Origin of the sequence: Streptomyces physcomitrii (assembly GCF_012273655.1) — a bacterium.
Taxonomy (GTDB): Bacteria; Actinomycetota; Actinomycetes; order Streptomycetales; family Streptomycetaceae; genus Streptomyces; species Streptomyces physcomitrii.
In genome coordinates this window covers 105354-118558 of record NZ_JAAWWP010000003.1, presented here as the reverse complement: position 1 = coordinate 118558, position 13205 = coordinate 105354, and the positions used below count along the sequence as shown (strand labels likewise).

General features: G+C 72.2%; 11 protein-coding genes and 3 tRNA genes. 4 read left to right on the top strand and 10 right to left on the bottom strand.

The window, feature by feature from the left end:
• Positions 1 to 33 precede the first annotated feature (33 nt).
• The gene (locus tag HFV08_RS06450) at positions 34 to 933 is read left to right on the top strand and encodes a phosphoribosylaminoimidazolesuccinocarboxamide synthase (RefSeq protein ID WP_168536736.1); all 900 of its coding nucleotides are present in this window, start codon (positions 34 to 36) and stop codon (positions 931 to 933) included.
• Positions 934 to 1225: 292 nt separating this feature from the next.
• Here the strand turns inward: HFV08_RS06450 and HFV08_RS06445 are convergent, their stop codons facing one another.
• The 10 genes from HFV08_RS06445 to HFV08_RS06400 all read right to left on the bottom strand — a co-directional run bounded on the left by HFV08_RS06445 (position 1226) and on the right by HFV08_RS06400 (position 9496).
• A complete protein-coding gene (locus tag HFV08_RS06445; protein ID WP_168536734.1) occupies positions 1226 to 2797 on the bottom strand; it encodes a sulfatase family protein in 1572 nt (523 codons plus the stop codon).
• A 252-nt stretch (positions 2798 to 3049) separates the two neighbouring features.
• Positions 3050 to 3913, bottom strand: a complete 864-nt coding sequence (locus HFV08_RS06440; RefSeq protein ID WP_168536732.1) for an SAM-dependent methyltransferase — start codon at positions 3911 to 3913, stop codon at positions 3050 to 3052.
• Between the two features lie 281 nt (positions 3914 to 4194).
• Positions 4195 to 4267 (bottom strand) — tRNA-Gly (locus tag HFV08_RS06435).
• Between the two features lie 22 nt (positions 4268 to 4289).
• On the bottom strand, positions 4290 to 4955 hold the full coding sequence (locus HFV08_RS06430; RefSeq protein ID WP_168537157.1) for a response regulator: 666 nt from the start codon (positions 4953 to 4955) through the stop codon (positions 4290 to 4292).
• A gap of 56 nt (positions 4956 to 5011) precedes the next feature.
• Positions 5012 to 6529, bottom strand: coding sequence for a sensor histidine kinase (locus HFV08_RS06425; protein ID WP_168536730.1), 1518 nt, complete (start codon positions 6527 to 6529; stop codon positions 5012 to 5014).
• A gap of 56 nt (positions 6530 to 6585) precedes the next feature.
• Entirely contained in the window at positions 6586 to 7329 is a 744-nt protein-coding gene (locus tag HFV08_RS06420; protein ID WP_246341577.1) for an ABC transporter permease, read from the bottom strand.
• A 110-nt stretch (positions 7330 to 7439) separates the two neighbouring features.
• Positions 7440 to 8576, bottom strand: a complete 1137-nt coding sequence (locus HFV08_RS06415) for an ABC transporter ATP-binding protein (RefSeq protein WP_168536726.1) — start codon at positions 8574 to 8576, stop codon at positions 7440 to 7442.
• 243 nt (positions 8577 to 8819) lie between these two features.
• Positions 8820 to 8892: transfer RNA gene (locus HFV08_RS06410), tRNA-Gly, on the bottom strand.
• Positions 8893 to 8972: 80 nt separating this feature from the next.
• Positions 8973 to 9044, bottom strand: a tRNA-Gly gene (locus HFV08_RS06405).
• 134 nt (positions 9045 to 9178) lie between these two features.
• Entirely contained in the window at positions 9179 to 9496 is a 318-nt protein-coding gene (locus HFV08_RS06400; protein ID WP_168536724.1) for a histone-like nucleoid-structuring protein Lsr2, read from the bottom strand.
• Positions 9497 to 9890: 394 nt separating this feature from the next.
• On the opposite strand from HFV08_RS06400, the gene purS reads away from it, so the two are divergent.
• From purS to purL, 3 genes are read left to right on the top strand one after another with little or no spacing between them, the layout of a single operon-like run.
• The gene (purS, locus tag HFV08_RS06395) at positions 9891 to 10142 is read left to right on the top strand and encodes a phosphoribosylformylglycinamidine synthase subunit PurS (protein WP_008409760.1); all 252 of its coding nucleotides are present in this window, start codon (positions 9891 to 9893) and stop codon (positions 10140 to 10142) included.
• On the top strand, positions 10139 to 10858 hold the full coding sequence (gene purQ / locus HFV08_RS06390) for a phosphoribosylformylglycinamidine synthase subunit PurQ (protein WP_168536722.1): 720 nt from the start codon (positions 10139 to 10141) through the stop codon (positions 10856 to 10858). Before purS ends, purQ begins: the two co-directional genes overlap by 4 nt.
• On the top strand, positions 10855 to 13119 hold the full coding sequence (gene purL / locus HFV08_RS06385) for a phosphoribosylformylglycinamidine synthase subunit PurL (protein WP_168536720.1): 2265 nt from the start codon (positions 10855 to 10857) through the stop codon (positions 13117 to 13119). Before purQ ends, purL begins: the two co-directional genes overlap by 4 nt.
• The last annotated feature ends 86 nt before the right edge of the window (positions 13120 to 13205 follow it).

Genomic DNA, 13205 nt, shown 5'->3' with positions numbered 1-13205 from the left:
ACCGAGCGAGGGACTGAGCCACAGGAGGAACCGGTGTCCGGATTCGTCGAGAAGCCCGAACCCAGGGAGGTTCCGGGCCTGGTGCATCTGCACACCGGCAAGGTGCGCGACCTGTACCGCAACGCGTCCGGGGACCTGGTCATGGTCGCCAGCGACCGGATCTCCGCCTACGACTGGGTGCTGCCCACCGAGATCCCGGACAAGGGCCGGGTGCTGACCCAGCTCTCCCTGTGGTGGTTCGACCAGCTCGCCGACCTGGTCCCCAACCACGTACTGAGCAGCGAGCTGCCCGAGGGCGCCCCGGCCGACTGGGCGGGCCGGACCCTGGTCTGCAAGGCGCTCGACATGGTCCCCGTCGAGTGCGTGGCGCGCGGCTACCTCACCGGTTCGGGCCTCACGGAGTACGAGCAGACCCGTACCGTCTGCGGTCTCGCCCTGCCGCACGGGCTGGTCGACGGCTCGGAGCTGCCCGCGGCCGTGTTCACCCCGGCGACCAAGGCGGCGGTCGGCGAGCACGACGAGAACGTCTCCTATGAGGAGGTCGCCCGCCAGGTCGGCGCGGAGACCGCGGCGGAGCTGCGGCAGGCCACCCTCGCCGTCTACGCCCGGGCCCGGGACACCGCGCGCGAACGCGGGCTGATCCTCGCGGACACCAAGTTCGAGTTCGGCTTCGACGGTGGGGAACTGGTCCTCGCCGACGAGGTGCTCACCCCGGACTCCTCGCGGTTCTGGCCCGCCGAGGAGTGGGAGCCCGGCCGCGCGCAGCCCTCCTTCGACAAGCAGTTCGTCCGCGACTGGCTGACCTCCCCCGAGTCCGGCTGGGACCGCGCCGCCGAGCGGCCGACGCCCCCGCTGCCGGAGAAAGTCGTCGAGGCGACCCGCGCCAAGTACATCGAGGCCTACGAGCGGCTCACCGGGCTGAACTGGGCCTGACCCCTCCCTCAACTGCCCGCGCGGGCCCGCCGATTACACGCGCCTCCGCCGCCTCCGCCGTACGGTGCCGCCGCCTCCGTACGGGCCTCCGCTTCCGTACGGGCCGCCGCCTCCGTACGAGGCCTCCGCACCGGCGGAACGGGGCCGGGTCCCCGACCAGCGACCCGGCCCCGCACGCCCGCCGCAAACCGGCGATCCCGCACATCCCGCACCTCTGCGAACCCGAACCCGCGGCGATCCCGCACCTCTTCGAGCCCGAGCCCGAGCCCGAACCCGCGGCGATCCCGCGCACCTACGAACCCGCCGCGCCCCCGCACTCCTTCGCGCCCTCGCAGGACCGCAACGCGGCCACCTGCCGCGCCAGTTCCTTCTTCCTCTCCCCGGACAGCTCGCCGTAGGTGTTGTGCAGCTGGTCCGGGTCGCGCCGCCGGTCGTAGAACTCGCGGGAGCCGTCGGCGTACTCGACGTAGGTGGCGTCGGCGGTGCGGATCGCCTCGTAACCGGGCGGGTTGCCGCTGCCCTTGCGCGGGCGATCGGGGTCCTCGGCCGTGTCCTTGGCGCCGTGGTGCTCGATCAGCGCGGCCCGGGGCCAGTCCTTCGGGGTCTCGCCGCCGAGGAGCGGGACCAGGCTGCGGCCGTCCACCTCGGAGGCCGGGGTGCCGCCGCCGAGTGCGGTGAAGGTGGGGGCGAGGTCGATGTTGCCGACCACCGCGTGGCTGGTGCGGCCCTCGGGGACGCCGGGTCCGGTGACGATCAGCGGCACATTGACGTCGGTGTCGAAGGCGGTCTGCTTCCCGGGGGTGAGCCGGTACTCGCCCATGTGGAAGCCGTTGTCGGAGGCGAAGACGAAGACGGTGTCCTCGTAGACACCCTCTTTCTTCAGCCGGTCCTGGAGGTCGCCGATCATGCGGTCGACGGCCTGCACGGAGCGGACGCGCTCCCGGTGGTTCCGGTCGATCTTCTTCAGCTGCTTCTCCGGCAGCGGCTTCTTCTGCGCGAGCCACTTCGGGGCGTCCTCGGGCAGCTTGTCGAAGGACGGCGGCCGCGGGGCCTTCAGAGAGGCGAACTTCTCCTCGTCCTCGGGCGCCGGGGTGGCCGGCCCGTGCGGGGCGAAGGTGGAGATGTCCAGGACGAAGGGCTTGCCGTCCTTCGCCGACTCGGTGACGAAGTCCTGGCCCTTCCTGCTCACCACATCGGTGAGGTAGTCCTCGGGCTCGTGGCCGTACTTCACGGTGCGGCCGTTCTCGTTCAGCGTGTAGTCGTACTCGGGGTAGCCGTTTCCGGCCACGGCCCACTCGTCCCAGCCGGGCGGTACGTAGTTCTTCTCGCCGCCGACCGTCATATCCGGTTCGTAGCGGTTGAGGTACTTGCCCATCATCGCCGTGCGGTAGCCGCGCTCCTTGAGCGAGGTGGCGAAGGTGTGGTCCTCGTTGCCCTTCTCATGGAAGACGTCGAAGCCGCCGTCCGGCGGGGTGTTGGTGAACACCCCTGTGTTGTGCGGGTACTTGCCGGTGTAGATCGAGGAGCGGGAGGGGCAGCAGAGCGAGTCCGTCACGGTGTAGTCGGCGAAGGACAGGCCCTGCTTCCGCATCTCCTCGACGTGCGGCATGTACTCGACGAGGTCCTCGGAGAGGTCGTCGGTGAGGACGAAGACGATGTTCCGCTGCGAGTCCGCCTCGCCGGAGTCGGCCGACGGCGGGGCGGAGGGGGCCGCGGACTCCTCCGCCGCCTTCCCGGATCCGCCGTCGCCGCAGGCGGTGGCCCCGGCCAGCAGCAGGGCGCCCAGGGCGAGCCACACCCCCGTGCGGCCCGGAGCGCGGCCGGGGGCCCGGCGCCCCCGGGGACGTGTGCGCCTGCGGTACATCGCCACCTGCCTTCCCGCCCCGCCGCCACCGGACCGGACGGCGGGAACCTCGTGATGCCGGTCCTGGACGGCCCCGGCGGTCACGACGGTAGGGCGGCAAGGGTGGGAAACCGGTGGGAGCCGGGTACGGGGCGGGTGGGAAGCCCAGCCCTCGGGGGAGGCTCACTCCTCGCGAAAGCTGAGCCCTCGCGGGAGGCTCCAGTCCTCGCGGAAAGCCCAGCCCTCGCGGAAAGCCCAGCCCTCGCGGAAAGCTCAGTCCTTGCGGGCGCGGAGGTGGACGGCGCGGTCCGTCGTCCCGGTGGAGGGCAGCGTCCGGCCGAGGCCGCGGGCCGACTCGTGCGCGGAGGCGGCGCTCCACCGCCAGCCCAGCGCGGTGAGCTGCTCCTGCGGCGCCCGGCGCTCCCCCTCGGGCAGCAGGGCCTTCAGATCGATGCCGTACGCCTCGCCGTCCGCGAGCAGCTGGGGCTCACGGGCCACCGCGGCCGCCTGGTCGATGTGTTCGACGGCGGCCCGGCTGCCCGGGGCGGAGAGCCGGTCGATCTCCCGGAAGAGCTGCTCCTCGGCCGCGGGCGGCAGATACGGCAGCAGCCCCTCGGCCAGCCAGGCGGTGGGCAGCGCGCCGTCGAAGCCCGCCGCCTCCAGGGCCGCCGCCCAGTCGTCCCGCAGATCCACCGGGACGGGGGTGTGCGCGCAGAGCGGCTCGGCCCCCTCGGCGCCGAGGACCCGCAGCTTGAAGTCGAGTACGAGCGGCTGGTCGAGCTCGAAGCAGCGGGTGCCGGCGGGCCAGGGCAGCCGGAAGGCGCGGCTGTCCAGCCCGGAGGCGAGCACCACGACTTGGCGCAAACCGTCCTCCGCCGCCGCGACCAGGAAGTCGTCGAAGACCCGGGAGCGGACGCCCACGTAGTCGGTCATCAGCGCGGGGTCGGACTGCTCGCCGGGCGCTTCGAGCCGCAGGAAGGGCAGGTCGAGCCCGGCGGCCTCAACGAAGGCCCCGGCGTACGGGTCGTTGATCAGCCGGTCCGGGCGGAGCGACTCCCGCGCTCTCGCGGCGGCCACGGCGAGGGCGGTGATCCCCACGCCCGAGGTGATGTCCCACTGCTGCTGCGGTGCCGTCATCGCCGACCTCCATACGTGCCAGAGCGGCCCGGCCGGGATCCGGCGGGCCGGGTGCGACGGGCACGCTACTGGATGGTCGCCTCAGGCAAACAACTCACCGGAAGGGTCAAGTCCCCTTACGGACAAGGCGGAAGGGGCCGGATCCGATCCCCGCAAGCGGGCGGATCCCTCCCGGGCCGACGGAACGGACGGAACGGAGAAACGGCCGGCAGAGCGAAGAGAACCGGGTGGCGGAACGGAAGAACCCCCGCTCACCCGGAGCGGGGGTTCTCTTCCTTCGGAGCGAACGACGAGGTTCGAACTCGCGACCTCAACCTTGGCAAGGTTGCGCTCTACCAACTGAGCTACGTTCGCATGCGCCGAAGCGCGGGCTCCACTATACCCAACCTCGGGCGCGCGCGAGACGTACCGCCGCATGCCGGTTCTCGGCCCCGAGTTTGCTGACCGCCGAGGAGAGGTAGTTGCGCACGGTTCCCTGGGAGAGCCCGGCGCGGTCGGCGATCTCGGTGACCGGTGCCCCGTCCGCCGCGAGTTCGAGGACCTCGGCCTCCCGCGCGGTCAGCGGGGAGTCCCCGGCGGAGATCGCGTCGGCCGCCAAGTCCGGGTCGACATAACGGTTTCCGGCGTGCACGGTACGGATGATCTCGGCCAGCCGCTGGGCGCTGACGGTCTTCGGCACGAAGCCGCGCACCCCCGCCGCGAGCGCCCGCTTCAGGTGGCCGGGGCGCCCGTGGCTGGTCACGATCAGCGAACGGCAGCCCGGGAGTTCGTCCCGCAGCCGTGTGGCCACTGTCACACCGTCCGCGCCGGGCATCTGCAGATCGAGTACCGCCACATCCGGCACATGCGCCCGGGCCATCGCCAGCGCCTCGGGCCCGGAGGCCGCCTCGGCGACCACCGTCAGATCCTCCTCCAGCGCGAGCAGCGCGGCGAGCGCACCCCGGATCAGGTGCTCGTCGTCGGCGAGGAGGACTCGGACCTTGCCGGTGCCGGTGCCGGTGCCGCCAGGCCGGGCGCCCGCGCGCTCGACTGGCGTCCCCAGCCCGTCCGGCGTCCCCTGCCCGCCCGGCACCCCATCTCCCGGCACCCCGTCGTCCCTCACGCCGCCGCCCCGTTCTCTCCGCCCCGGACCGCCTTGCCCGGCCCCGCTTCCCTGCCGCTCTGCTGCACGTCGCCCTGCTCCCGCTGCTCCGGCTGCTCCCGCGGTTCCCGCCGCTCCTCGCGCTCCTCCGGCTCCCCGTGCCGACCGGGCGCACCGGGTACCTGCCGTTCCCCACGTACGTCCCCATGTACGCCCGCATACGAGTCCTCGTGCCCGTCCGCACGTACGTCCGCATACGAGCCCTCGTGCACGTCTCCACGCCCGCCCGCATACGAGTCCCCGCGTACCGGCACCTCCGCGACCACCCGGAACCTGCCGTCCCCGACCGGACCGGCGGTCAGCGAGCCCTCCACCGGGGCGAGGCGTTCGCGCAGGCCCGCGAGGCCGGAGCCGCCGGTGCTCCCCGTGCCTCCGAGCGCCCCCGGGAGGCCGCCCGGCTGGGGCTCCGGCACCCCGTCGTTCTCGACCGTGAGGGTGGCCAGGCCCCCGGTGACGGTGAGCGCGATGGTGCAGCGGGTGGCGTCGCCGTGGCGCAGGGCGTTGGTGGCCGCCTCGCGCACCACCCAGCCGAGGGCGCCCTGCACGGTGGTCGGCAGCCGGGTGGAGGCCGCCGCCCCGGTGACCGCGCAGTCGATGCCCGCGGCGGTCAACACGCCCTGGGCACCGGCGAGTTCGGTGTCCACGGCGACTCCGCGGTAGCCCCGTACCACCTCGCGGACCTCGCGCTGGGACTCCTGGGCGATGCGCTGGACCTCGATCATCTGGTCCACCGACTCGGGGCGCTCGCGGCGGGCGAGCTGGACGGCGAGTTCGCTCTTGAGGGCGATGACGGCGAGGTTGCGGCCGAGCACGTCGTGCAGATCGCGGCCGAAGCGCAGCCGCTCCTCGGCGACCGCGAGCCGGGCCCGCGTCTCCCGGGCCTCGTCGAGCGCGTACACCGCCTTGAGCAGCCAGACCGAGAAGCCGGAGGTGAAGGCGAGGAAGCCGCTGCCGATCAGGATGCCGAGGCCGAGCACGGGGGCGCCCAGCGGCGCCATGCCGAGCGGAACGGCGAGCAGCGCCCCGCCCACCGCGCCCCCGGCCACCAGCCAGACCAGGCGCTTCGTGCTGCCCAGGCCGAGCCCGAAGAGGCCGATGCCGAAGACCAGGATCCCGGTGTAGAGGGTGGCGCCCGCGGCGGCGCTGTGCTCGCCGGGCCCGTGCTGGGCCAGGGCGAGGGCCGTGGCGGCGATGAGCACGGTGGCGGCGGCCACCGCGGCGAGGTGGCGGCGCGGCCGGGGCCGCCGGTCGAGCACCCACTCCAGGGTGGGGCCGACGGCCGCCGCGCCCACCGCGGCGTGCACGGCGACCGCGAGGAAGAGCCCCGCGGCGAGGCCGGGGGAGAGCTTCCCGAATCCGGCCACGCCGACCGCGAGGATCTCGCTGGCGGCGATGAACCAGTAGCACCAGCGGGTGTACGCCTCGACCTTCGCCGGTGTGCTCTTGCGCCGCCACCAGTTGCCCGGCCTTCGCATCTCGCTCTCCCTGCCGTCCGCCGTCCCGGCCACCGCGCCGGCCGGCCCGGCCGCGGTCACCGCCGGGGTTCCCAGCGCATCCACCGTCGCACAGCGAAGCAGCCGAGCACGATCCACGCCAGCGCGGTGAGGAGGTGGCCGAGCGTCTCGGCGGCGGACAGCTCGCCGGTCCAGGCGCCGCGGATCAGCGCCATCACCGGGGAGAGCGGCAGCAGCTCGCAGACGGTGCGCAGCCGGTCCGGGAAGACCTCCAGCGGGACCGTGATCCCCGAGGCGATCAGCGAGAGCATCATGAAGGGCATCACGGTCACACCCGCGGACTCCACGGTCCGGGTCACGGCGGAGGTCAGCGTCGCGAACACGGCGCTGAGCACCAGGCCGAGCAGCACCCCGGCCACCGCGAGGTGCGGGGCGCCGGGCAGCTCCACGTCCAGTACGGCCGTGCTGGCGACCGCGACGAGCAGGCACTGCGCCAGGCCGATCGCGACCGCGGGCACCGCGCCCCCGACCAGGATCTCGCCGTCGCCCGCCTCCCCGGTGCGCAGCCGCTTGAGCACCAGCTCCTCGCGCCGCGCGACCAGCGTGCTGACCAGCGCCGTGTACACCGCGAAGAGCAGCGCGAAGCCCATGGCGGCGGGCAGCAGCACCTCGGCGAGGTTCAGCCCGTGCTTCGCCAGGTCCATGTCCTTGACCGTGGTGCGCAGGCTCGCGGGCAGCGCCAGCGGCACGAAGAGCGCCACGAAGAGGGTGCCGGGGCTGCGGCCGAGCAGTGTCAGCTCGGCCCGGGCGAGCGCCCGCATCCGGCCGAGGGGTGTGGTCCGCGGTCCGTCGGCGCCGCCTCCGGTATAGGTCCGGTCGCCGCCGCCCGGCGCGGGCCCGGCGGCGGGCGCGTAGTCCTGGGTGCTGCCGCTCATGCGCTGTGCTCCTTCGCTCCGTCGGCCCGGGGTCCCCGCACCTGCTGGTGGGGGCTCGACTGCTGCTGCGGTACGGAGGCCCGGGGTGCCCGCGCCTTGCGGCCGCGCAGCCCGCCGAGTCCCCGCAGTCCGCCGAGTCCCCGGGGCCCGCCGGGGCCCTTGCCGCCGCGGCCGCCGGTGTCCCGCTCGTCCCGTCCGCTCCCGGCGCCCTCGCCCGCCTCCCGGGCTATCCGCAGGAAGGCCTCCTCCAGCGAGGCGGCGCGTACGTTCAGGCCGCGCAGCTCGACCCCGGTCCGCTCCGCCCAGCCGAGGACCGCGGTCGCCGTGCGCTGGAGCTCCCGGGTGTGCAGCCGCAGGAGCCGGCCCTCGACCTCGTGCCGGGTGACGCCGAGCGGGGCCAGCGGCGGGAGGTCGCCCGGGTGGTAGCCCTCGGGCAGCTGGAAGGACATCTGCGAGGGCTGCTCGGCGACCACCTCGGCGACGGTGCCCGAGGCGGCGATCCGCCCCTCGTGCAGCACCGCGAGCCGGTCGGCGAGTTCCTCGGCCTCCTCCAGGTAGTGCGTGGTCAGCAGCACGGTGGTGCCCTCCGCGCGCAGCCTGCGCACCAACTCCCAGGTGTCGCGGCGCCCTTCGGCGTCCAGGCCGGTGGTCGGCTCGTCGAGGAAGAGCACCTCGGGGCGGCCGAGGAGGGCGAGCGCGAGGTCGAGCCTGCGCCGCTCGCCACCGGAGAGCTGCTTGATCCGCACCCCGGCGCGGTCCGCGAGGCCCACCATCTCCAGCGCCTCGTCCACCGGCCGCGGCCCGCTCGTGCACCCGGCCCACATCCGGACCGTCTCCGCCGTGGTGAGGCCCGAGGGGAAGCCGCCCTCCTGGAGCATCACCCCGGTGCGCGGCCGCACCCGGGACCGTTCGCCGAAGGGGTCGTGCCCCAGCACCCGTACCCGGCCTCCGGCGGGCTCGGCCAGTCCTTCGAGCAGTTCCACCGTGGAGGTCTTGCCCGCGCCGTTGGTGCCCAGCAGCGCGAACAGCTCGCCCCGCCGCACGGCGAAGCTCACCCCGCGTACCGCCTCGAAGCCGCCCTGGTAGACCCGGCGTACCTCGTCCGCCCTGATCACGTACTCCTCGCTGTCCATGTATCGAGCCTCGCCGCGCGTCCGGCGGCCCGGCAGTGCGAGGTGTCATCGGCCCGCATGACAAATGTCAGAAGCGGCCGGAGCGAGAACGGGCGGGACCGGCGGAAAAGGGAACGCCCGGCAGAAATCAGGAAGCGGGCGGCGGGAAGCGCGCCGGGGAGGCGCGAGGGGCGGTAACGCGAGCGGCGGTAAAACGAAAGAAACCCCGTCCACCAGGAACGGGGTTTCTCTCTTCTGCTTCAGAGCGAACGACGAGGTTCGAACTCGCGACCTCAACCTTGGCAAGGTTGCGCTCTACCAACTGAGCTACGTTCGCATTGCCTCCGACCGGCTCTCACAGATCGGCGCGAGCACCAGCCTACCGTATCCACAAGAGTGGCTGGAACGGCGGTGCAGAGCGGGTGACAGGAATTGCACACTGCGCCTCCCCCTTGGAAAGGGGGTGTTCTACTACTGAACTACACCCGCACGACTTCGGGGACTTGCCGTTTCCGGCCTCGCCCCTCGGCGTGCTCCAGACTTTAGCCGACCGGCGGGGGTACTGCGCAAGTCGGCTGCCCCGAGGGGCCGTCGGCCCCGGTCCGGGGCCCGGCGGACGCCGGTCAGCGGGCGGCGTCGAAGGCCTCGTAGACCTTCTTGGGGATGCGGCCGCGCGGGGGCACGTCCATCCGGTGCGAGCGGGCCCAGGCGCGGACGGCGGCCGGGTCCGGGGTGACCGAGGTGTGCGTGAAGGTCTTGCCGGACCTGGCCTTCTTGCGGCCCGCCTCCACGTAGGGTTCGAGCGCCTTGCGCAGCTTCGAGGCGTTCGTCTTGCTGAGGTCGATCTCGTACGACGTGCCGTCCAGGCCGAAGACGATGGTTTCCGTCGCTTCCCCGCCGTCGATGTCGTCAAAGAGTGTGACCACGACACGCTGCGCCACGAATATCGGTCCCTTCGCGCGGCATCCGGTGCTCTTGACGTGCCCGTTTGCCGACTGTCCGGCTGGTTGCGGGGAAAATCCCCGTGAGATATTCCCTTTGTACAGGGCGCGGCATTGCACTGGGAAGCCCTTCGAAATACCTCAGCGTGTCTGCACACAATCTGCGCCTAGCGCTTTTCGCCGCTTCTCGGGTCCGGTTCGGGCTTCCCTGGGGTACTTCCCGGGTGCTTGCGGGGTGCCTCCGGGGTTTCTTGCGGAGTATTTGTGCCCGGAGGCTCTTCGTCCCGTCCGCGAAGTGATCGGTGTCTCGTCGGAACCTACGAATCTACCCGCGTAGAAATTCTGTACGGGTAGTCTGAACGAACCTGCTCAGCACCACACACCGGGAGTGCCAGTGGCACGCGTCGTAGTCGACGTCATGCTCAAGCCGGAGATCCTCGACCCCCAGGGCCAGGCCGTTCAGCGGGCGCTGCCGCGCCTCGGCTTCGAGGGCATCTCCGATGTACGTCAGGGAAAGCGGTTCGAACTCGAAGTGGACGGTCCGGTCGACGACGCCGCGCTCGCCCGAATCCACGAGCTCGCCGAAACCTTCCTCGCCAACACCGTGATCGAAAACTTCACCGTGAAGGTCGAGGAGGAAAAGTGACCTCGCGTATTGGAGTTGTCACCTTCCCCGGCAGTCTCGACGACCGCGACACCCAGCGCGCCATCCGCCTCGCCGGCGCCGAACCGGTCGCCCTGTGGCACAAGGACAAAGACCTGAAGCAGGTCGACGCGGTGGTCCTGCCCGGCGGATTCTCCTACGGCGACTACCTGCGGGCCGGCGCCATCTCGCGTTTCTCGCCCGTGATGGAAACGATCATCGCCGAGGCGAAGTCGGGCCTGCCGGTCCTCGGCATCTGCAATGGATTCCAGGTCCTCACCGAGGCCCACCTGCTGCCCGGCGCCATGCTCGGCAACAACCACCTGCACTTCATCTGCCGCGACCAGAAGCTGCGCGTGGAGAACAGCGCGACCGCCTGGACGGCCGATTTCGCGGCGGGCCAGGAGATCCACATCCCGCTGAAGAACATGGACGGGCGGTACGTCGCCGACGCGCGCACCCTCGACATGCTGGAGGCGGAGGGCCGCGTCGTCTTCCGCTACGTGGCCGGTGCCGACGAGGAGGCCGGCGCCGTCCCCGGGGTGGGCCACAACCCCAACGGCTCGCTGCGCGACATCGCGGGCATCACCAACGAGACCGGCAGCGTCGTCGGCCTCATGCCGCACCCCGAGCACGCCGTCGAATCCCTGGTCGGCAACGGCCGCACCGACGGGCTGCCGTTCTTCACCTCGATCCTCAAGAGGCTGGTCTCCGCATGACTCTCGACACGGTCGACAACGCGACCCGCACCCCCGACGTCGAGCTGCCCTGGGCCGAACTCGGCCTGAAGAAGGACGAGTACGAGCGCGTCGTCGAGATCCTCGGCCGCCGCCCGACCGGCGCCGAACTCGCCATGTACTCCGTGATGTGGTCCGAGCACTGCTCGTACAAGTCCTCCAAGGTGCACCTGCGCCAGTTCGGCGAGAAGGCCCCGCGGTCGGACGCGCTGCTCGTCGGCATCGGCGAGAACGCCGGTGTGGTCGACGTCGGCCAGGGTTACGCGGTCACCTTCAAGGTGGAGAGCCACAACCACCCCTCGTACGTGGAGCCCTACCAGGGCGCCGCGACCGGCGTCGGCGGCATCGTGCGCGACATCATCGCGATGGGCGCCCGCCCGGTGGCCGTGGTCGACCCGCTGCGCTTCGGCGCCGCGGACCACCCCGACACCAAGCGCGTGCTGCCCGGAGTGGTCGCCGGAATCGGCGGCTACGGCAACTGCCTCGGCCTGCCCAACATCGGCGGCGAGGTCGTCTTCGACGCCTGCTACCAGGGAAACCCGCTGGTCAACGCCGGGGCGATCGGCGTGATGCGGCACGAGGACATCCACCTCGCCAAGGCCTCCGGCGCGGGCAACAAGGTCATCCTCTACGGGGCCCGCACCGGCGGCGACGGCATCGGCGGCGCCTCCATCCTGGCCTCCGAGACCTTCGACGACGCGAAGCCCTCGAAGCGCCCCGCCGTCCAGGTCGGCGACCCCTTCCAGGAGAAGCTGCTCATCGAGTGCACCCTGGAGGCCTTCGCCGAGAAGCTGGTGGTCGGCATCCAGGACCTCGGCGCGGCCGGACTCTCCTGCGCCACCAGCGAGTTGGCCTCCAACGGCTCCGGCGGCATGCACGTCGTCCTGGACGACGTCCCGCTGCGCGACTCCACGCTCTCGCCCGAGGAGATCCTCATGAGCGAGTCGCAGGAGCGCATGTGCGCGGTGGTCGAGCCGGAGAAGGTCGAGCGCTTCCTCGCGATCTGCGAGAAGTGGGACGTCATCGCCACCGTCATCGGCGAGGTGACCGACGGCGACCGCCTGGAGATCTACTGGCACGGCGAGAAGATCGTCGACGTCGACCCGCGCACCGTCGCCCACGACGGCCCGGTCTACGAGCGCCCCTACGCCCGCCCCGACTGGCAGGACGCCCTCCAGGCCGACGACGCGAACAAGCTCCCGCGCCCGGCCGGCGGCGACCAACTCCGTGACCAGGTACTGCGGTTGGTCGGCTCCCCGAACCAGGCCTCCAAGGCGTGGATCACCAGCCAGTACGACCACCTGGTGCAGGGCAACACGGTGCTCGCCCAGCCGCAGGACTCCGGCATGATCCGTATCGACGAGGAGTCCGGCCTCGGCGTCGCCCTCGCCACCGACGGCAACGGCCGCTACGCCAAGCTCGACCCGTACCACGGCGCCCAGTTGGCGCTGGCGGAGGCGTACCGCAATGTCGCCACCACCGGTGCCAGGCCGCTCGCCGTCTCCGACTGCCTGAACTTCGGCTCGCCCGAGGACCCGGCCGTCATGTGGCAGTTCGCCGAGGCCGTCCGCGGACTCGCCGACGCCTGCCAGGAGTTGGGCACCCCGGTCACCGGCGGCAATGTCTCCCTCTACAACCAGACCGGCGAGGCGGCGATCCACCCGACGCCCGTCGTCGCGGTGCTCGGCGTCATCGACGACGTGGCCCGCCGCACCCCGGTCGCCTTCCAGGAGGAGGGCCAGCTGCTCTACCTCCTCGGCGACACCCGCGAGGAGTTCGGCGGCTCGGCCTGGTCGCAGGTGGTGCACGACCACCTCGGCGGGCTGCCGCCCCAAGTCGACCTGGAGCGCGAGCGGTTGCTCGCCGAGATCCTCATCGCGGCCTCCCGCGACGGCATGGCCGACTCCGCGCACGACCTCTCCGACGGCGGTCTCGTGCAGGCCGTCACCGAGTCGGCCCTGCTCGGCGGCAAGGGCGCCCGCCTGGTCGTCCCCGACGGCCTGGACGCCTTCACCTTCCTCTTCTCGGAGTCGGCGGGCCGCGCCCTCGTCGCCGTCCCCCGCTCGGAGGAGCTCCGCTTCACCGACATGTGCGGCGCCCGCGGCCTGCCCGCCACCCGTATCGGCGTGGTCGACGGCCGCGAGGAGGACGGCGCGGTCGTCGAGGTCCAGGGCGAGTTCAGCCTCCCGCTGACCGAACTCCGTACGGCCCACGAGACGACGATCCCGGCGGTGCTGGCCTAGTCGACCGTCGCGGAACGGCAGGTACGAGCGGAACGGCAGGCACGAGACGCGGGTCCTGTCTTTCGGCGGGGCCCGCGTTCCGCTGC